We start from the raw sequence: 16,579 nt of genomic DNA, 5'->3' as shown, positions 1-16,579 counted from the left end.
ATTTCTACGCAGATTGTCAAGGAACAAGGCGCACCGGGTTAACGCAGTACGCAGGAGATTCCTTGGTGCTCCCATCATTGGATTCGTATAAAAAGTAGGTATATTTCTGCTTTTTGACCGCGCCGTTGATGGCGAGGTAGCCCAGCTCATAGTCGCCGTTATAGATGTCCACTTCGCCCAAGGCATCCTCCTCAGAGCTGGCCGCAAAGGCCGCCGTGGGCAGGAGACTGAGTATGGTCACAAAAGCCAGGAACAGGGACAGTAATCGCCTTTTCATGGTTGAGATCTCCTCCTTAAAACGCAGAATAACGGCCCCTGGTGCGCACCAGGGGCCGTTTTGGAAAAACGCAGTATTTTCTTACAGGGTTTGCAGATATGCCAGGTAGTCCAGGGAGCCGGTCAGCAGGATAGCCATATCCCCACGGGTGATGGCGTCTCCTTCCAGCGATCCCGCTGGGGCAAGCCCCAGTTCCGCTGCCTTTTCACAGGCGGTATCGTAGGTCCAGCCATCCTGTTCCAGGTAGCGAAGCATAACCGTGCAGGCCATTTGCGGGCTGACCGGATCTGAGGGGCCAAACAGGCCGTCTCCGTATCCGGCCATTGTACCCATGGAGGCGCACACGCCCACAGCGACCTGTGCCCATTCAGGAACATCGTTGAAATTGGTGGTACACATCCGGGTGTACCACTCCGTTTCCCAGGCCACGTGCTCCGGGTTCAGGATGATGGGGCTGATCAGACAGGCCAGTTCCGCCCGCGTCAGGTCGTCCTCCAGGTGCAGTTCGCCGTTTTCATCTCCCTTCATGAGCCCCTCGGACTGCAGCCGGGCGGCGGCCAGCTCCTGGGGACTGGGGGCTTCTGCCGCCTGGACAGGGCCGGTCAGCATGGCCACGGTGGTGACGCCAGCCAGGAGCAGGGATACCGATTTCCTATGTTTCATACTCGCTTCCTCCATTTCCTGTGTAGTGGGGGTCTACACTCCGAACCATACCACTGTTTTGGTGGAAAGTCGAGCGAAATCGGCAGACAGCATTACTTGGCCACAGCGGTGACACACCAGCGGTAAGCCCGCTGGTTTTTGACACAGGTATAAAGGGTGAGTCGGTTGTCGCTGGTGGATGTGGTGCCGCTGGTGTCGGTCTCGAGCACCTTTTCCACCGAAACAACTTCGTAGGTCCTTGTCCCCAGCTTGGTGGTCCAGGTAACGGTATCACCTGGCTTCAGGGTGTGCAGGTCTCCAAAGTCATCCCGTACACCCCGGTTGTGGCCTGCAACACAAACATTCCCATCCCAGATGCTGGTGCCGGGGAAGTGACCGGCCCCTTTGGCCAGGGTTCCGCTGTCCGTTCCTTCATAGACCCTGACAGACAGGCCAATGGCCGGGATCTTGAGCGTCCCCAGGTATCCGCCGGAGTAGTAGAGATCGCTTGTGACGGCGGTAAACGATGGGCCGCTCCAGTTGCCGCCGCTGTCCACAGTCGGATAAGTGATGCTCCCTGTCTGAGATACCAGGCCGCCGCCCTCCAACGCACCGGGAACCAGGTTGGGGGTCAGGGCTGTGCCGGAGCCGGGGAGATAGCTGGTTGGGCTGCCGAAGCCGGGCGGGATCAGGGCTGTGTTCTTGCTCCGGTCCACATTGGGATCTTCCCACTCATAGATCGTATCATCGCTGGTGGGCCTGCCGAACAGGTGATCCTCTGGGGCGTCCATCGTGTATTCCAGCGCGCTGGCCTGACCAACGCACAGGGTGCATATCATTGCCGTCAGCAGAAAGACGCGCAGTTTCAATTGAAACTCACCTCCGTTCCTTGAGCTTCTTGAATACGAACGCACCGCTGGCCGCCAGTACGGCGATCCCGCCGCCGATCAACAGCGGCAGCTTCAGGGTGGACAGATCCACGCCTGCGGACGCTGTACTGCTGCCCGACTCAGGCTCTGTGGACTCCTCCGGGGCCTCCATACTGCCGAAGATGGCGGTATAGGTCACTACGCTGCAGCCGGTCTTGGCCACCTCGCCGGTGTAGTTGGCAGTGACTGTGTAGCCGGTGGCGTATTGGTAGCTGCTGGTGCCGGTGTAGCTGGCTGTAGCGGTGTAGCGGGTAACTGTGCCGCCCGCGCCGTCCGTCTGCTCGGAGCTGCTCCACTGGACATCCGCCAGGGTCAGCTCCTTCCCGTTGTCCTCGATGGACTTGGGGATCAGGGCCAGATCCGCGTCGGACAGATTGGGGTAAGTGCGGGTGGCGGAGAGATTGCGGGTCTTGGTGGCGTAGCCGTCTGTGGTCACCTGGACGCTGGTGTGGTCCAGGCGGAGCACCCCGATGTACCCTTCCTCGGTGGTGACCTCCAACTCGGCCTCCAGCCCCTGGAGGATCTCCTCCATGTTGTCGGTATCGCTGGGGCGGGTGACGGTCTCAGTATGGGGCTTGGTGTCCACCCCCACCTCATCCTTCCGGGTCATATCCAGCAGGTAATACAGCCGCCCATTCCGCACAAAGTCCGACCTGGGGATACCGGAGGGATCGTCTGAGAGGGAGAGCTGATACACCTTGTTGATGCGGGGCTCATTCTGTTCCCCGTAGGTGTACTCCTCCACTGAGATGGGGTAATAGCGGGCGCTCTCGCCGGTATCCGCCTCGGCGGCCAGGGCGGGGATGCTCCCAGTTGTGACCAGGGCCAGGGCGCACAGGGTCGTCAAAAGGTGTTTGATCATGATCGTTCCTCCATGTTTTGTTCTTTTCAGCCTGAATGATCATCTGGTTACAGTCTGTCGCAGATCCCCCCTTTCCCGGATGGGGCCTCGCTGCTGTAAATACTCATTCCAGTCCTTGCCGCAAGGAGGCGTCCGGGACTGCACCATGTAACCTGCGGCCTCGTACTTGGCCCGCAGGCGTTCCACTGCAGACTGGCCCGGCTCATCTGCGTCCAGGCACAGGACAATGTGCCTGAGCTGCGGATTCTCCCGCAGGTATGTATCCAGCGCCCCCTCATGGAGTCCGCACAGGGCCACCGCGTTGCTGGTGACCTGCCGGTGCAGGGTACAATAGCTCATGAGGTCAATGGGGGCTTCAAAGACAAGAACCGCATTCAACTCCGGACGGCAGGGGAGGCGGAAGGCCGTATTCTTGTCGCTGCCAGTTACGTCGCCTTTGAAGCCGGGGCCGCTCCGGTCATAGGTGCCGCGCTTGCTGGCGAACACCGGAGTTCCAGACCTGTTCCGCCCCACAAACACGCAGTTGTGGTGTTCGGCGTCCTCGTACAGCAGTCCTGCCTGGATAAATCCCCGGATCACCTGGGGCGCGATGCCCCTTTTTTGAAGATAGGCAAACACGCGCCGCTGATCCGTGTTGGGGAGTGGCAGGGCAAAGGGAGGCGGGGGCTCATCCTTCTGTCTGTCCTGGCCTTTGGACGGCACCGACTTTTGAGGGGCGGGGGAATCCCGCGCCCAGCCATGGTAGTCAAGCAGATATTCCACCGCCTCCGGGAAGCTCTTGCCGCAGAACCGCTGGAGGAAGGTGATGGCGTCTCCACCGACGCCCTCTGAGTAACGAAACCAGGTGCGGCGGTTCTTGATACGCAGGCTGTCCATCTCTTTGGTGGTATGGTAGCGGCCGACCCGCCTGACCTGGTAGCCCAGGGACTCCAGCAGGTCTGGGAGATCGGTCTCTTTGGCGATCTCCATTTCTGCGTCTGTAAAGCGGTTCTTCTGTTGCTCGATGGTTTTTCCCTCCTTCCACAGAAGCGCAAAAAGCCCCCCAGGGTACCCGATTCTACGTTCGGGCACCCTGGGGGGCTTTCTCTGACTTATGTTATAGGGTTGTTTGGGGGCGCACTCCGGCTGCTATGCGTCCTCACCACACTTTTCCTGCGTGGCCTCCTCCTCTGCGGCTTCCTCCTCAGCCTGTTCCAGGGCCTCCTCGATCAGACTCAGGACGAACTCCCGTTGGGTCACCTTGCGGCCACTGCGGGCGCTCTCGCGCTCCAGGTGCTGCTTGATCCGCTGGAACAGTTCCTCCGGGATTTGGAAGGCCATCGTCCTGCTGCCATTGTTCGCCATAGTCGTCTTACCTCCATTTTCTTTCATCTTGTAGTATTCCATGAGTAACTCTGTGATGTACTGGCTGGTGGTCTGTTCCCGCTGCTCCCGCTCACCGCATACTTTGGCGTGGAGCTCCAGAGGAATCTGGGCGCATAAATTTTTCGTCTCTGCCATAGTCTGTCGGCCTCCTTCTTGTCGTTTGCAACGCAAGTATAGCCGGAAAGCCAGGGAAAAGCTATTACCAACACCATCAAGGAATGGCGAACAGACGAAGCATAAGCACTAAAAGGAACAGTGCTGCGGGGAATGAAAAAAGCTGCCTGTGGGCTTCAGGTATTCTGAGGCCAACAGGCGGCTTGATTTTTCTTCTTGCATGCCCTGGCCGAATGCTCATATGTCATAAAGTAACAAACAAAAATTTGATAGATAGCAGCCCACTATTCCGGGTTACATTTTTTGTTATGTGTTTCATTTTTTAAAAATCATGCGATAAATATAATAAAGCAGATAAAATTCTTTGTTAAACAAGCAGAATAAATTTGTGTTTTTGTAACGATAAAATCTTGTGCGGATATTATATTTTTGACAAAAGTGCCGATTATATCTGTAGGGGATGTTTCTGCAGCAACGGCTCGTATAACTGTAAACTATGGTTATGACAGTTATTCTTAAAACAGGGTTTATTATTATTTGGAGGTGTTCTTATGACGATTACAGGAATGACACGATTTGTGCAACAAAATTATAAGGTTCAAAATTCGCACTTAACCCCTAAACTTCCAAATGGCTCTTTGCCGCCAAAGGGTCATGTTAACCCATATTGTCCGGAGGGAATGGATATTACAGGTCGAACGGATTTTCGCCGCATTGTCCCTGTTGACGAGGGCGTTGCAAATAAGATAAAATCTTTGGTGTTTGAGAGAATGGAAAAGAACGGCGGCATGAGTGGTGGAGAGATTGAGAGCGAAATTATAAAGGATTACGTTATGTCATTGCCACCCGAAGAACGAGCTGCCGCTGGGTGGACATTAAATCAGATTAGTCTGCAAGAGGCTGACCGGTTGGGAGAGTATGTACATCAGCGAGACCCCTCATGGAATTGGGGAAAGCCAGTCAAGCCCGATATCTTGGATGACTACAAATCAGGCATGAATATACTAATATGATGTGGTTGGAATAGTAATATTACAACTATCCATTTGTAGGAGGGTAGCCCAAAATGCTACCGCCCTCTTTTGTTATTTACAACTGAATATCCGCCGCCCCACAGTGGCACATGAAGCAGTAAATCTGAAACCGATTTGCTGCTTTTTTGTTGTCTGTTTGGCAAATTTCCAAATGCCCAGTAGTAAGGAGTGAAGCCCGAAAAAGTGGCAGTAGGAAGTGAGCGGCAGTCCGGCAGTTTCTTAGAGCAAGATTCTACCGAGGTGCCAAAATTCACTTTCTGCTCATTTTTGCCCCTGCGGGAATCTTGTTGGGGAGTGACTTCCCCAAACCCTGCCATGCGGCTTGTGTTGCTGAAAATCCCTCAAAATATTTTTTCGGATTTTTCAAAAATAGTTCCGCTCCACACCCTGTTTTTCTGCTATTACCCGAATACCCTGCCGCTGTCAAAGAGCCGTTACAGAGGGAGAAAGCTTCAAAACCACCCCAGTAGCCAACACCTTGCAGCGCATGGTTGATCTGGAAGCCAAGCGAGCCGAGGGCAAAGGCATGGGCTATGACCGCTGGGCGGCAAAGCACAACCTAAAGCAGATGGCGGCTACCGTTACTGCCTACCAGCAGTCCGGCTTTTCTTCCCCGGAGAAATTGGACGAAGCCTGTTCCGCAGCCTATACCGCCATGCAGAAAAGCATTACAGAGCTGAAAAATGTGGAAAAGAGGCTGAACGGGAAAAGGGGCTGCAACGGCAGGTGCTTGCCTATTCCAAGACCCGCCCCATCCTGGACGGGCTATGACGAAAACAAGCCCCGCAGACAAGATATTGAGACTTTTGTTGGCAAGGTGGGCTTGCCCCAATAACTGCCCGACCTATCCGACACAATAGCTAAGTGCCGGATAGGAACGGCAAAATTTTTTACACTTCTATTACTTCTTTATCACACATAAGAAAATGCGGAGGAGTTCGAAACACTCACTTCCCTAAAAACTGGATTTTGCATCACCCCCAGGGCCCTTCTTTGAAAAAGTTTGCTCTGACTTCTAAAATTAAACTTTTTTGTGCTAGTTTCCTCTAAAACCTTCTAAAATGGCAGAAACACCGCACTTCCGTGCGGTGTTTCTGACGTGTATCTTTTTTGTCTACACATTTTGGTGACCCGTCGGGGATTCGAACCCCGGACCCACTGCTTAAAAGGCAGTTGCTCTGCCGACTGAGCTAACGAGTCATTTGGCTGGGATGGCTGGGCTCGAACCAGCGAATGCGGGAGTCAAAGTCCCGTGCCTTACCACTTGGCTACACCCCAATCTGGCTGGTTCTAAAAGCAAAGGACCGGAGCGGACGCTCCGGCCCTTCCGCCTTAAGGGCTTATGGGGTGGGTGACGGGACTCGAACCCGCGACACTCGGAACCACAATCCGATGCTCTACCAACTGAACTACACCCACCATATCGAATGGCTTTAGAAAACGATGGCACGCCTGAAGGGACTCGAACCCCTGACCCACTGCTTAGAAGGCAGTTGCTCTATCCACCTGAGCTACAGGCGCTTATGGAGCGGGTGATGGGAATCGAACCCACGCGACCAGCTTGGAAGGCTGGGATTCTACCATTGAACTACACCCGCATGGGCGCTGATCTCTTTGGCATGTCAGCCAGAAAATAATAGCATATCTCCGCATTCTTGTCAATGCTTTTTTCGAAAGATCTCGCACTTTTTCCACCGCCATCGGCCTACTCCCGTCGCAGCCGGGGATACATGGCCCCGCTGCCGCAGACACGGAAAAAATGCCGCCTTTGGGCGGCATTTTTCTAGTCGTTGGAGAGCAAAATGCGGTCGTTGTCCAGGTTCTTCCCCGCGCCGGCACGGAAGCGCTCCAGCAGATCGTCCACGGTGAGGCCCTTACGCTCCTCTCCGCCGATGTCCAGCACCACCCGTCCGGCATCCATCATGAAGGTTCGGCTGCCCAGCTCCAGGGCGTTTTTCATGTTGTGGGTGATCATGAGGCAGGTAATGCGCTCCCCCTCCACGATTTCCCGGGTGAGGCGGAGCACCTTCTCCGCCGTGGCAGGGTCCAGTGCGGCGGTGTGCTCGTCCAGCAGGAGCAGCTTGGGGGGCACCATGGTGGCCATGAGCAATGTCAGGGCCTGCCGCTGACCGCCGGAGAGGAGGCCCACCGGCTGGCGCATCCGGTCCTCCAGGCCCATGTCCAGCCGGGCGAGCTGCTCCCGGAAGAACGCCTTGTCGGCCTTGGAGACCCGGCTGAAGAAGGCACGCTGGTGCTTGGCGGTGCGGAGATAGGCCAGGGCCAGGTTCTCCTCGATGGTCATGTGGGGGGCGGTGCCCCGCATGGGGTCCTGGAACAGACGGCCGATCTGGCGGCTGCGGCGGTAGGCGGGCAGATAGGTGATGTCCGCCCCGTCCAGGCGGATGGAGCCCTCGTCCACAAAGAAGTCCCCCGCCACGGCGTTGAAGAAGGTGGACTTGCCCGCGCCGTTGGAGCCCACGATGGTCACGAAGTCTCCCTCGGCCAGAGTCACGGACAAGCCGTCCAGGGCCTTCTTCTCGTTGACGGTGCCGGGGTTGAAGGTCTTGGAGACCTTGTTCAGTTCCAGCATTTACTTCTCCCCCTTTCGCCCGGCCAGGGCGCGGCGCTTTCTGGTCTGGAAAGCCCACCACTGCCGGATGGAGGGGGCCGCGATGGCCAGGGCCACCACCAAGGCGGTCACCAGCTTGAGGCAGTCCACTGGCACCACCTTGGTGTAAAGCACCAGAGCGTAAACGAGACGGTAGAGGATGCTGCCCGCCACTACCGCAATGGCTCCCCGGAACATGGCGCCCCGGCCCACGATGGTCTCACCGATAATCAGGCAGGCCAGGCCGATGACCACGATTCCGGTGCCGCTGTTGATGTCAGCTGTCTTCTGGGCCTGGCCCACTACTGCGCCGGACAGGCCGGTGAGGGCGTTGGCCACGCACAGGCCGATGGTGATGGTGAAATTGGGGTTGATGGAGGAGGAGCGCACCATGTCCCGGTTGTCGCCGGTGGCGCGGATGCTGAGGCCCAGCCGGGTGCCCAGGAAGGCCACCAGCAGCACACCCGCCAGCACGGTGATCCCCCCGGAGAGGAGGATGGGGTTCCAGTCGCCGCCGATGCCGGTGGCGCGGAAGAGGGTGAAGATGGTATCCTGCTTGAGCAGGGACTGGTTGGCCTTCCAGCCCATGGCCATGAGGTTTACGGTATACAGCCCCGTGTTGGTGACGATGCCCGCCAGGATGGAGGGCACTCCCAGCTTGGTCTGGAGGAAGGCGGTGACAAACCCGGCGCAGGCCCCGGCCAGCATGGCGGCGGGGATGGCCAGGAAGGGGTGTCCCGCGGCGGTGAGGGTCACCGACACGGCGCAGCCCAGGACGAAACAGCCGTCGGTGGTCAGGTCGGCGATGTCCAGCACCCGGTAGCTTAGGAACAGGGCCATGGCCACCAGAGCGTACTGGAAGCCCAGCTCCAGGGCGGTTTGGGCGACGTAGAGCACGGAAAAACGCTCCTTTCACAGGCCAGCGCCCCCGGCGGGAGCCGGGGGGCTGGCTTTGGTTTGATCTCAGTCCTCAGTGGTGGTGACGGTGGTGACCTGTCCCAGGCTTTCAAAGACGGCGGGGTCGATGGCCAGGGCGGCGGCGGTCTCGGAGTTGACGGTGATCAGGCCGCCCGCCACCTGGTAATAGTCCTCCAGGCCGTCCATGCCCCCGGTCATGGCCTGGTAGGCCAGATCGGCCGTTTCGGCACCCAGGTCGGTGTAGTTGACGCCGCAGGTGGCAAAGGCGCCGTTGCGCACGAAGGAGTCGGCCCCGGTGTAGTGGGGGATGCCGGCGGCGATGAAGTCCTCATAGATGGCCAGCTCGGCGGCCATGATGATGTTGTCGGTGGGGGTGAAGACGGCGTCCACTCCGTCGGCAATCAGGGAGCTGGCGGCGGCGATGACCTCGTCGTTGGTGTTAGCGGTGGCCTCGGTGTAGGCCACGCCCTTGGCGTCCAGATAAGCCTTGGCATCCGCGATGGGCACCTCGGAATTGGGCTCGGACAGGGAGTAGAGCAGGCCCACAGACCCAATGTCCGGATTCTGGGTAAACATCATGTCCAGAATCTGATTGGTGTCCAGGGCATCGCTGGTGCCGGTGACGTAGTCCATGCCGGTGAGCTCCACGGTCTCCGGATAGGAGATGGCGGCGAAGATCACCGGGGTCTTGCTCTCCTCAGCGGAGACGGCGGCCACCTGGGCGGCGGTGGTGGCGATGGGGATAATGGCGTCCACACCGTCGGCAATGGCCTGGTCGGACAATTGGCGCAGGACAGTCTGATCGCCCTGGCCTGAGGTCACCTCATACTCGATCGTGATGCCGTTTTCCTCCGCGATGGCGTCCAGCCGGGCGGTAATCGCGTTGGCGATCTCGTCCAGGGAGGCGTGATCCATCTGCTTGATCACGGCCACCTTATAGGTTTCACCGGTGGCGGGAGCGGCAGTGCCGGACTCCACCGGCTCCCCCTGCGCACCGCAGGCAGAGAGGGACAGGGCCAGCGCGGCCGCGGCGGAGAGAGACAGGATCCGATTCAGCTTTTTCATGTTTGGTTCCTCCCAATCAAAAATTGGGGCGGCAGATGGTGCAGGATGTAAAAAAAACGCTTCTGCCCCATTGCTGGGACAAAAGCGTTTCAACACTTCTGCGATACCACCCAAATTGACGTCAATGACGTCCACTCGCTTCACGCACCATCATGCGTGCCCGATGGATAACGGGTGGGGTCCCGTCGGCATCTACTAGGTTGCCCGTTCAAGCCGCCCTCGGAAGGCCATTCGCCGGTCTCCTCTGATCCCGATTCCACCCTCCGGGACTCTCTTTGCATCGGAAACGCCGGGTACTTCTCTTCCTCACTGGTTTACCATGTGTGGTTGTTGTACCGTATTATACGCACCTGTTCCGGCTTTGTCAACTCTTTTTTTTGCGCAGGAAGGAGAATTTGGTCTCGGAGCACACCACGGCGATGAAGATCAGCGCAAAGCCCACGAACATGAGGGGGGTGGGCCGCTCATTGGCGAAGAGGATGGAGAAGAACACGCCGAAGGGGGCCTCCAGGGAGAGGAGCACGGCGGCGGTGGAGGGGGCGGTGTACTTCTGACCGATGTTCTGGAACAGGAGGGCGCCGCAGGAGGCGCAGATGACCAGGTACGCCAGGCCCATGATCAGGCTGCTGTCAAATACCCCGGGCGTCAGCGCCGGGCGGGTGATCAGTACCCCCAGCCAGGAAAAGAGGGCGAAGGAGGCAAACTGGAGGGTGGTGAGGATGAAGATGTCCCGTCCCTCGGAGTACCTGGACACGGCCACGATGTGGGCGGCGAAGAAGAAGCCGCCGATGAGGGTGAGCACATCGCCCATGTTGAAGGCGGAGGCGTTGTCCCCGGTGATGGACACCAGGGCGATCCCCCCGATGCACAGGAAGGCGGCAATCAGGTTGAACCGGTCGGGGCGGCGCTTGGCGATGAACCAGTACAGGAAGGGGACGATGACGCAGTAGACGGCGGTAAAGAAGGCGTTCTTGCCGGAGGTGGTCTGCTCCAGGCCGAAGGTCTGGAAGGTGTAGGCCAGAAACAGGCAGAAGCCCATCACCGTGCCGCCGATCAGGTACTGCTTATCCAGCACCTTCCACCGCCGGATGAACACCACCGCCAGAACCAGGGCCGCGAAGGAGAAGCGGATGGCCAGCAGCCAGAAGGTGGGCAGCACGTCCACGCTGGACTTCATCACCACGAAGGAGCTGCCCCAGATGATGGTGGCCAGGATCAGTAGCGGGCTGGCGAAGCGGGCCAGGACGCTGCTCTCTTTGTGTTCGGTCATGGTTGTACCTCTCCTTTGACTATGATAAAATCAGGTTTACACACATTCACCGGGAAACGAGGGTTTGAGCATGCATTTATTCGACTTTGACGGCACGCTGGTGGACTCCAACGGCGTTTGGGTGGAGATTGACAACGGCTTTCTGGCCCGCCGGGGGCTCACCCCCACCCGCGAATACAGCGACACCGTGGGCCACTCCATCTTCCCCATCGCCGCCCAGTTCACCAAGGACTACTACTGCCTGGACATGACGCCGGAGGCCATCATGGCCGAGTGGCTGGACATGGCCCGGGACGCCTACGCCCGTGAGGTGCCCATGAAGCCGGGGGCGGAGGCGTTCCTGGCCCAGTGCGCCGCGGCCGGGGAGCCCATGGCCCTCCTCACCGCCTGCGTGCCCGAGCTGTGCCGGGCCGCCCTGACCCGCCACGGGCTGGAGGGATACTTTCGGCAGATTATCTTTGTCCAGGAGCTGGGCCTGGAGAAGCGCAACCCGGAGGCCTTCACCCGCTCCCTGGCCCTGCTGGGGGCCGAGGCCGGGGACTGCACCCTCTTCGAGGACTCCCCCGGCGCCTGCCGGGCGGCCCAGGCTGTGGGCATCCGGGCCGTGGGGGTGTTTGACCCCTTCTACGCCTCCTACGAGGCGGAGATGCGAGGGTTCTGTGACCGGTACATCACCAGCTTCACCGAGCTGCTGTAGGGGGCGGGCGGCCGCAAGGGCCGCCCTTATAGGTCTGGGGCTGCGGCTCAGACCTTCTTCATGTACTGGGAGGCGGACTTGAGCATCAGCTTCTTGGTGCCCACGCTGTCGAAGGCGATCTCCACCAGGGCGTCGCCCCCCATGGGGGTAACCTTGGTGATGAGGCCCCGGCCGAAGGCCTTGTGCTGGACGCTGTCCCCCATCTTGAAGCCGGGCAGGGCCCCACCGGCGGGGGCCCGCCCAGCCGCGGGGCTCTTCCAGTCGGGGGCGGGCGCGCCGGCAGAGGCCGGGGCGGCGGCGGAGCCCATGGAGAAGCCCCGGTCGAAGGTGCGGCGCAACGGCGGGCGTCGGGCGGGGCGCTCGGCCTCCCGCTCGGCCCGCTCGGCGTAGGGCAGGCGGCCCGACTTCTCCACATACTCCGGCGGGATCTCCCCCAAAAAGCGGGAGGGCCGGTTGGAGTTGGTGCGGCCGAAGAGCATGCGCTGGGAGGCGCAGGTCATATAGAGCTTCTCCTTGGCCCGGGTCATGGCCACGTAGCACAGGCGGCGCTCCTCCTCCATCTCCTCGGCCTCGCCGATGGCGCGGATGCCGGGGAAGATGCCCTCCTCCACGCCCACCACAAATACCACCGGGAACTCCAGGCCCTTGGCCGAGTGCATGGTCATCATCACCACGCAGTCCTCGCTGGGATCGTGGCTGTCCAGGTCGGTATAGAGGGCGATCTCGTCCAGGAAGCCCGCCAGGGAGGGCTCATCCACCGCATTCTCCAGGTAGTTCTGGATGGAGGAGAGCACCTCGTGGACGTTCTCCAGCCGGGTACGGTCCTCCACAGTGTTCTTCTGCTCCAGCATGACGGCGTAGCCGGTGCGCTGCACCAGCTCCTCGTAAAAGTCGGGCAGCTCCATCTCGCCGGAGAGCTTCCGCAGCTCCGCCATCAGCTCGGCGAACTGGGACAGGCGGGGGGCGGCCTTCTGAAGCTCCGGGAAGTCCTTGGCGTGGCTCACCACGTCCCACAGGGAGCGGCCCTCCGCCTGGGCGATGGCCTGGGCCCGCTCCACGGTGGTGGCCCCGATGCCCCGGGGCGGGTTGTTGATGATGCGGGACAGGCGCAGATCGTCGTTGGGGTTGTTGACGGCGCAGAGGTAGGCCATCATGTCCTTGACCTCCGCCCGGTCGAAGAAGCGGATGCCCCCGATGATGCGGTAGGGGATGCCGTTGCGCTTGAAGGCCTGCTCAAGCTGGTTGGACTGGGCGTTCATGCGGTAGAGCACCGCGTGCTCCCGCCAGCCCCGGCCCGCGGAGAAGCCGGCGAGGATCTGGGCGGCCACGAACTGGGCCTCGTCGTGCTCGTTCATGGCGGTGTAGCAGTGGACCTTGTCCCCCGCCTCGTGCTCCGTCCACAGCTCCTTGCCCTTGCGGCCCTCGTTGTTGCGGATGACCGCGTTGGACGCCTCCAGGATGTTCTTGGTGGAGCGGTAGTTCTGCTCCAGCCGGATCACCCGCGCCCCCTTGTACTGGGACTCGAAGGAGAGGATGTTCTCGATGGTGGCCCCCCGGAAGCGGTAGATGGACTGGTCGTCGTCGCCCACCACGCAGATGTTCTCGTACCCCCCCGCCAGGGTGGAGGCCAGCAGATACTGGAGGTTGTTGGTGTCCTGGTACTCGTCAATAAGTACATAGCGGAATTTTTTCTGGTAATACTCCCGAACGTCATTAAAATTCTGGAGCAGGCGGACGGTGTCCAGGATGATGTCGTCGAAATCCAGGGCGTTGGCCTCCCGGAGGCGGCGCTCGTACTCGGCGTAGACCTTGGCGATTTTCACCAGCCGGTAGTCCCCCGCCTTCTCGCACTCCTGGAGGTAGTCCTTCCCCAGCTTCATGGCGTCCTTGGCCCGGGAAATATAGCCCAGGATGGAGCGGGGGGCGAAGGCCTTCTCGTCCAGGTTGAAGTCCTTCACAATGTCCTTGATCACCCGCTCGGAGTCGGCGGTGTCGTAGATGGTGAAGGAGCTGGTGAAGCCCAGCCGGTCGATGTCCCGCCGCAGGATGCGCACGCAGGCGGAGTGGAAGGTGGAGGCCCAGATGTCGTTGGCCGACGGCCCCAGCATCCGCTCCAGCCGCTCCTTCAGCTCGCCGGCGGCCTTGTTGGTGAAGGTGATGGCGATGATGGACCAGGGGACCGCCGGGTCTACCCGGCACAGCCGCTCCTGCTCCGCCTTTTGGGCGGGATCGGGGTTCTGGACGTAGCCCTCCAGAAAGGCCAGGTCTGCGGGGGCGGCCCAGGCGGGCGCCTCATCGCAGTCCGATCCCCGGCCATACTTCATCAGGTTGGCGATGCGGTGAATGAGCACGGTGGTCTTGCCGCTGCCCGCCCCCGCCAGCAGCAGCAGCGGCCCCTCGGTGGCCAGGGCAGCCCTCCTCTGCTCCGGGTTCAGGTTCTGGTAGTCCAGGGCGATGGCCGCCCGCCGCGCTTTGCAGAAGCGCAGTTCCTCTTCTCTGTTCAGCATGGTTTTCTCCTTGGCAATGGCGGAGCCGCCCCTGGGTGGACGGCTCTTGTCTCAATACCTCTATTGTAACGAAAACTGCCCCCCAGGTCAACCTTCCGAAATGGAATCTTTTGCATGTGAAAACCGCATTGCCCCCGGTCAAAATCTTTTTGACTTTATAGTGCAAAAGCGTCTCCGGTATGGTATAATACCTCTCTAGGCAGATTGGAAGGAGGTATCCCATGCGCCGCTTTGTGTTCCGCTCCCCCCGGCTGGGCTTTCTGGCGGTGGGCCCCGCCCTGGCCCGGCCGGCCGCCGCCTTTTACCGCCGCAACCGGGCGGCCTTCGCCCCCTTTGACCCGGTGCAGCCGGAGGACTTCTTCACCGAGGAGGGGCAGGCCGAGCGCCTGGCAGAGGAGCTGGGCTGGGCGGAGGTGGGGCGGAGCTTCCGCTTCCTGCTGGTACAGCCCCGGCACCCGGGCAAAATCATCGGGGCGCTGGGCTTCAACGAGATCGTCCGGGGAGCCTTCCAGTCCTGCTTCGTGTCCTACAAAATCGACGCCGCCCTCTGGGGGCGGGGCTACGGCTCCGAGGCCATCCGGTACGGCACCGGCTGGGCCTTCCGGGTGCTGGGGCTCCACCGGGCGGAGGCCAACGTCATGCCCCGCAACGCCGCCTCCCTGCGGGCGGCGGAGAAGGCGGGCTACCGGCCGGAGGGGCTGGCCCGGCGCTATCTCAACATCAACGGCGTGTGGGAGGACCACATCCACATGGTCAAGCTCAATGAGGAGGAATATCATGCATAAATCCGGTTCCGACGGCAAGTTTACCAGCTCCATCGGCTTTGTGCTGGCCGCGGTGGGCTCCGCGGTGGGCATGGCCAACATCTGGCTCTTTCCCTACCGGGTGGGGCAGTACGGCGGCGGCGCCTTCCTGATCCCCTATTTCCTGTTCGTCGCCCTGTTCAGCTATGTGGGCCTGTCGGGGGAGTTCGCCCTGGGCCGCCTCACCGGTACCGGCGCCATGGGCTCGCTGGACTACGTGCTCCGGCAGCGGGGCCGCCGGGGCGGCCGGGTGCTGGGCGCCATCCCCCTGCTGGGGGTGCTGGGCATCGCCATCGGCTACTCGGTGGTGGTGGGCTGGGTGCTGCGGTACGCCGCAGGCTCCCTCACCGGCTCCGTCCTGGCCGGGGACGCTCAGGGCTTCTTCTCCGCCCTGGCGGTGGACTTCGGCTCCATCCCCTGGCACTTCGCGGCGGTGGCGGTGACGGCCGCCATCCTGATCTTCGGCGTGGCCTCCGGCATTGAGAAGCTCAGCAAGGTCATGATGCCCGCCTTCTTCATCCTGTTCCTCATCATCGCCGTCCGGGTGGCCTTCCTGCCCGGCGCCATGGAGGGCTACCTCTACCTGCTCCGGCCCGACTGGAGCTATCTGCTCAACCCGGAGACCTGGGTGATGGCCATGGGACAGGCCTTCTTCTCCCTGTCCATCAACGGCGCGGGCATGCTCATCTACGGCAGCTATATGAAAAAGGGCGAGAACATCCTCCGCCACGCGGGCATGACCGCCGTACTGGACACCCTGGCCGCCCTGCTGGCGGGCTTCGCCATCCTGCCCGCGGTGTTTGCCTTCGGCATCGACCCCACCAGCGGGCCGCAGCTCATGTTCGTCACCCTCCCCCAGATCTTCCAGCAGATGCCCGGCGGGCGCATCTTCGCCCTGCTCTTCTTCGTCTCCGTGTTCTTCGCGGGCATCACCTCCCTGATGAACATGCTGGAGGCCTGCGGCGAGGCCCTCACCTCCACCTTCCGCCTGTCCCGCACCGTTTCCACCCTCCTGGTGGGCGCGGCCGCCTTCCTCCCCGGCCTGTTCCTGGAGTCCCTGGCGGGCATGGGGGGCTGGATGGATCTCATCACCATCTACGTCTCTCCCTTCGGTGCGCTGCTGGTGGCGGTGTGCATCTACTTTGTGCTGGGTATGAAGGACATCCGGGCCGAGCTGGCTCTGGGCCGGGCCCGGGCCCCCGGCCGCCTTTTCGGCATCACCGCCCGGTTCTATGTATTCCTCACCGTGGCGGTATGGATTCTGGGCATCGCCTACGGCGGCATCGGCTGAATTCCCCCGCAAAAAGCGGCCTGCGCGCTTTGGTGAACACCGATAAGGAAGTATCAAAATCATACTAACTTAACGGCTGACAAACAGGGTTGCTAAAAAACCGGCGTGTTATTTCGCAATGAAATGGCACGCCGGTTCCTTTTCTTTTTAGGCTGTTCAAAGAATTTGATAAGGTACAATAATTTTCGCAAATTGAA

The 16,579-nt window shown here is 60.5% G+C and carries 16 protein-coding genes, 5 tRNA genes and 1 other annotated feature; of the genes, 5 read left to right on the top strand and 16 right to left on the bottom strand.

Translation table 11 applies throughout. The features are described from left to right. Window positions 1-16: 16 nt before the first annotated feature. From HMPREF0372_RS05000 to HMPREF0372_RS04975, 6 genes are all read right to left on the bottom strand, one after another. The gene (locus HMPREF0372_RS05000; protein WP_007489499.1) at window positions 17-277 is read right to left on the bottom strand and encodes a hypothetical protein; all 261 of its coding nucleotides are present in this window, start codon (window positions 275-277) and stop codon (window positions 17-19) included. An 81-nt stretch (window positions 278-358) separates the two neighbouring features. After that, window positions 359-940, bottom strand: a complete 582-nt coding sequence (locus HMPREF0372_RS04995; protein WP_009260167.1) for an S-layer homology domain-containing protein — start codon at window positions 938-940, stop codon at window positions 359-361. Between the two features lie 92 nt (window positions 941-1,032). After that, a complete protein-coding gene (locus tag HMPREF0372_RS04990; protein ID WP_007489497.1) occupies window positions 1,033-1,758 on the bottom strand; it encodes a class D sortase in 726 nt (241 codons plus the stop codon). A gap of 37 nt (window positions 1,759-1,795) precedes the next feature. Beyond that, complete coding sequence (locus HMPREF0372_RS04985) at window positions 1,796-2,710, bottom strand: hypothetical protein (RefSeq protein WP_007489496.1); 915 nt, start codon at window positions 2,708-2,710, stop codon at window positions 1,796-1,798. Window positions 2,711-2,749: 39 nt separating this feature from the next. Beyond that, complete coding sequence (locus tag HMPREF0372_RS04980; protein WP_007489495.1) at window positions 2,750-3,781, bottom strand: toprim domain-containing protein; 1,032 nt, start codon at window positions 3,779-3,781, stop codon at window positions 2,750-2,752. A 57-nt stretch (window positions 3,782-3,838) separates the two neighbouring features. Beyond that, window positions 3,839-4,210, bottom strand: coding sequence for a hypothetical protein (locus HMPREF0372_RS04975; protein WP_007489494.1), 372 nt, complete (start codon window positions 4,208-4,210; stop codon window positions 3,839-3,841). 530 nt (window positions 4,211-4,740) lie between these two features. Here HMPREF0372_RS04975 and HMPREF0372_RS04970 point away from each other — a divergent pair. Continuing rightward, a complete protein-coding gene (locus HMPREF0372_RS04970; protein WP_009260164.1) occupies window positions 4,741-5,202 on the top strand; it encodes a DUF3879 family protein in 462 nt (153 codons plus the stop codon). Between the two features lie 508 nt (window positions 5,203-5,710). Beyond that, a complete protein-coding gene (locus HMPREF0372_RS04965; RefSeq protein WP_007489486.1) occupies window positions 5,711-6,058 on the top strand; it encodes a hypothetical protein in 348 nt (115 codons plus the stop codon). Window positions 6,059-6,347: 289 nt separating this feature from the next. Here HMPREF0372_RS04965 and HMPREF0372_RS04960 read toward each other — a convergent pair. The 9 genes from HMPREF0372_RS04960 to HMPREF0372_RS04920 all read right to left on the bottom strand — a co-directional run bounded on the left by HMPREF0372_RS04960 (window position 6,348) and on the right by HMPREF0372_RS04920 (window position 11,084). Beyond that, a tRNA-Lys gene (locus HMPREF0372_RS04960) sits at window positions 6,348-6,423 on the bottom strand. Window positions 6,424-6,426: 3 nt separating this feature from the next. Continuing rightward, window positions 6,427-6,501: transfer RNA gene (locus HMPREF0372_RS04955), tRNA-Gln, on the bottom strand. A 65-nt stretch (window positions 6,502-6,566) separates the two neighbouring features. After that, a tRNA-His gene (locus HMPREF0372_RS04950) sits at window positions 6,567-6,642 on the bottom strand. Between the two features lie 25 nt (window positions 6,643-6,667). Further along, window positions 6,668-6,744: transfer RNA gene (locus HMPREF0372_RS04945), tRNA-Arg, on the bottom strand. A 3-nt stretch (window positions 6,745-6,747) separates the two neighbouring features. Continuing rightward, window positions 6,748-6,821, bottom strand: a tRNA-Gly gene (locus HMPREF0372_RS04940). A 185-nt stretch (window positions 6,822-7,006) separates the two neighbouring features. After that, window positions 7,007-7,813: an ABC transporter ATP-binding protein gene (locus HMPREF0372_RS04935; protein ID WP_007489484.1), complete on the bottom strand. Its 807-nt coding sequence runs from the start codon at window positions 7,811-7,813 to the stop codon at window positions 7,007-7,009. Further along, on the bottom strand, window positions 7,814-8,728 hold the full coding sequence (locus HMPREF0372_RS04930; protein ID WP_007489483.1) for an ABC transporter permease: 915 nt from the start codon (window positions 8,726-8,728) through the stop codon (window positions 7,814-7,816). Window positions 8,729-8,794: 66 nt separating this feature from the next. Further along, complete coding sequence (locus HMPREF0372_RS04925) at window positions 8,795-9,814, bottom strand: ABC transporter substrate-binding protein (protein ID WP_007489481.1); 1,020 nt, start codon at window positions 9,812-9,814, stop codon at window positions 8,795-8,797. A 71-nt stretch (window positions 9,815-9,885) separates the two neighbouring features. Further along, window positions 9,886-10,133, bottom strand: a binding site (T-box leader). Between the two features lie 45 nt (window positions 10,134-10,178). Next, entirely contained in the window at window positions 10,179-11,084 is a 906-nt protein-coding gene (locus HMPREF0372_RS04920; protein WP_007489479.1) for a DMT family transporter, read from the bottom strand. Between the two features lie 70 nt (window positions 11,085-11,154). Between HMPREF0372_RS04920 and HMPREF0372_RS04915 the strand changes: the two genes are divergently transcribed. Further along, window positions 11,155-11,781: an HAD family hydrolase gene (locus HMPREF0372_RS04915; protein WP_007489478.1), complete on the top strand. Its 627-nt coding sequence runs from the start codon at window positions 11,155-11,157 to the stop codon at window positions 11,779-11,781. Window positions 11,782-11,828: 47 nt separating this feature from the next. Here the strand turns inward: HMPREF0372_RS04915 and HMPREF0372_RS04910 are convergent, their stop codons facing one another. Further along, complete coding sequence (locus HMPREF0372_RS04910) at window positions 11,829-14,288, bottom strand: ATP-dependent helicase (RefSeq protein ID WP_007489477.1); 2,460 nt, start codon at window positions 14,286-14,288, stop codon at window positions 11,829-11,831. 221 nt (window positions 14,289-14,509) lie between these two features. On the opposite strand from HMPREF0372_RS04910, the gene HMPREF0372_RS04905 reads away from it, so the two are divergent. After that, the gene (locus HMPREF0372_RS04905) at window positions 14,510-15,073 is read left to right on the top strand and encodes a GNAT family N-acetyltransferase (protein ID WP_007489475.1); all 564 of its coding nucleotides are present in this window, start codon (window positions 14,510-14,512) and stop codon (window positions 15,071-15,073) included. Further along, a complete protein-coding gene (locus tag HMPREF0372_RS04900; RefSeq protein WP_007489474.1) occupies window positions 15,066-16,382 on the top strand; it encodes a sodium-dependent transporter in 1,317 nt (438 codons plus the stop codon). The genes HMPREF0372_RS04905 and HMPREF0372_RS04900 overlap by 8 nt, the downstream gene beginning before the upstream one ends. Window positions 16,383-16,579: the final 197 nt, after the last annotated feature.

It is taken from the genome of Flavonifractor plautii ATCC 29863 (assembly GCF_000239295.1).
GTDB lineage: Bacteria > Bacillota > Clostridia > Oscillospirales > Oscillospiraceae > Flavonifractor > Flavonifractor plautii.
Note: the sequence above shows the minus strand (reverse complement) of the source record. Positions and strands in the feature narration are given on the sequence as shown.

What these genes read in the sequence shown, in the direction of transcription:
- HMPREF0372_RS05000 (WP_007489499.1), bottom strand. Translation starts at nt 277, where the DNA reads ATGAAAAGGCGATTACTGTCCCTGTTCCTGGCTTTTGTGACCATACTC.
- HMPREF0372_RS04995 (WP_009260167.1), bottom strand. Translation starts at nt 940, where the DNA reads ATGAAACATAGGAAATCGGTATCCCTGCTCCTGGCTGGCGTCACCACC.
- HMPREF0372_RS04990 (WP_007489497.1), bottom strand. Translation starts at nt 1,758, where the DNA reads ATGATATGCACCCTGTGCGTTGGTCAGGCCAGCGCGCTGGAATACACG.
- HMPREF0372_RS04985 (WP_007489496.1), bottom strand. Translation starts at nt 2,710, where the DNA reads ATGATCAAACACCTTTTGACGACCCTGTGCGCCCTGGCCCTGGTCACA.
- HMPREF0372_RS04975 (WP_007489494.1), bottom strand. Translation starts at nt 4,210, where the DNA reads ATGGCAGAGACGAAAAATTTATGCGCCCAGATTCCTCTGGAGCTCCAC.
- HMPREF0372_RS04970 (WP_009260164.1), top strand. Translation starts at nt 4,741, where the DNA reads ATGACGATTACAGGAATGACACGATTTGTGCAACAAAATTATAAGGTT.
- HMPREF0372_RS04965 (WP_007489486.1), top strand. Translation starts at nt 5,711, where the DNA reads ATGGTTGATCTGGAAGCCAAGCGAGCCGAGGGCAAAGGCATGGGCTAT.
- HMPREF0372_RS04935 (WP_007489484.1), bottom strand. Translation starts at nt 7,813, where the DNA reads ATGCTGGAACTGAACAAGGTCTCCAAGACCTTCAACCCCGGCACCGTC.
- HMPREF0372_RS04925 (WP_007489481.1), bottom strand. Translation starts at nt 9,814, where the DNA reads ATGAAAAAGCTGAATCGGATCCTGTCTCTCTCCGCCGCGGCCGCGCTG.
- HMPREF0372_RS04920 (WP_007489479.1), bottom strand. Translation starts at nt 11,084, where the DNA reads ATGACCGAACACAAAGAGAGCAGCGTCCTGGCCCGCTTCGCCAGCCCG.
- HMPREF0372_RS04915 (WP_007489478.1), top strand. Translation starts at nt 11,155, where the DNA reads ATGCATTTATTCGACTTTGACGGCACGCTGGTGGACTCCAACGGCGTT.
- HMPREF0372_RS04910 (WP_007489477.1), bottom strand. Translation starts at nt 14,288, where the DNA reads ATGCTGAACAGAGAAGAGGAACTGCGCTTCTGCAAAGCGCGGCGGGCG.
- HMPREF0372_RS04905 (WP_007489475.1), top strand. Translation starts at nt 14,510, where the DNA reads ATGCGCCGCTTTGTGTTCCGCTCCCCCCGGCTGGGCTTTCTGGCGGTG.
- HMPREF0372_RS04900 (WP_007489474.1), top strand. Translation starts at nt 15,066, where the DNA reads ATGCATAAATCCGGTTCCGACGGCAAGTTTACCAGCTCCATCGGCTTT.